Genomic DNA, 447 nt, shown 5'->3' with positions numbered 1-447 from the left:
GCCGTGGTGGCCGATGAGGTACGTACCCTAGCGAAGCGGACTCAGGATTCCACTTCCCAGATCAACACCATCATTGCCGAGCTGCAGCAGCGGGCCGAGCAGGCTGGCACCACAATGCAGCAGAGTCAGGAGATGATGAACTCCACCGTGAGCACTGCGCGGGAGGCGGGAGCGTCCATTTCCGAGATCAGCGGCTCTGTGGAGAGCATCTCCCACATGAATATCCAGATCGCGACCGCGACCGAAGAGCAGGGTGCGGTGAGCGAAGAGCTCAACCGCAACGTGGTCAACATCAGCCATGCCTCGGAAGAGGTGGCGGCGGGGGCAACCCAGATGGCACAGGCCTGTAACGAGCTCAACCATCTGGCGACTCAGTTGCAGGAGATGGTACGTCGCTTTCGGGTGTAATGATGGTTTGATACTCGCCGCTTGAGCGGGCCCGGATCC

1 protein-coding gene is annotated in these 447 nt (G+C 60.6%); it reads left to right on the top strand.

What is annotated here, in order from left to right:
• Positions 1 to 408, top strand: a 408-nt coding sequence (locus BN1129_RS07340; protein WP_042035578.1) for a methyl-accepting chemotaxis protein, incomplete at its 5' end; no start/stop codon positions are given.
• Positions 409 to 447 lie beyond the last annotated feature (39 nt).

The organism is Aeromonas popoffii (genome assembly GCF_000820025.1).
GTDB classification, from domain to species: domain Bacteria; phylum Pseudomonadota; class Gammaproteobacteria; order Enterobacterales; family Aeromonadaceae; genus Aeromonas; species Aeromonas popoffii.
Note: the sequence above shows the minus strand (reverse complement) of the source record. Positions and strands in the feature narration are given on the sequence as shown.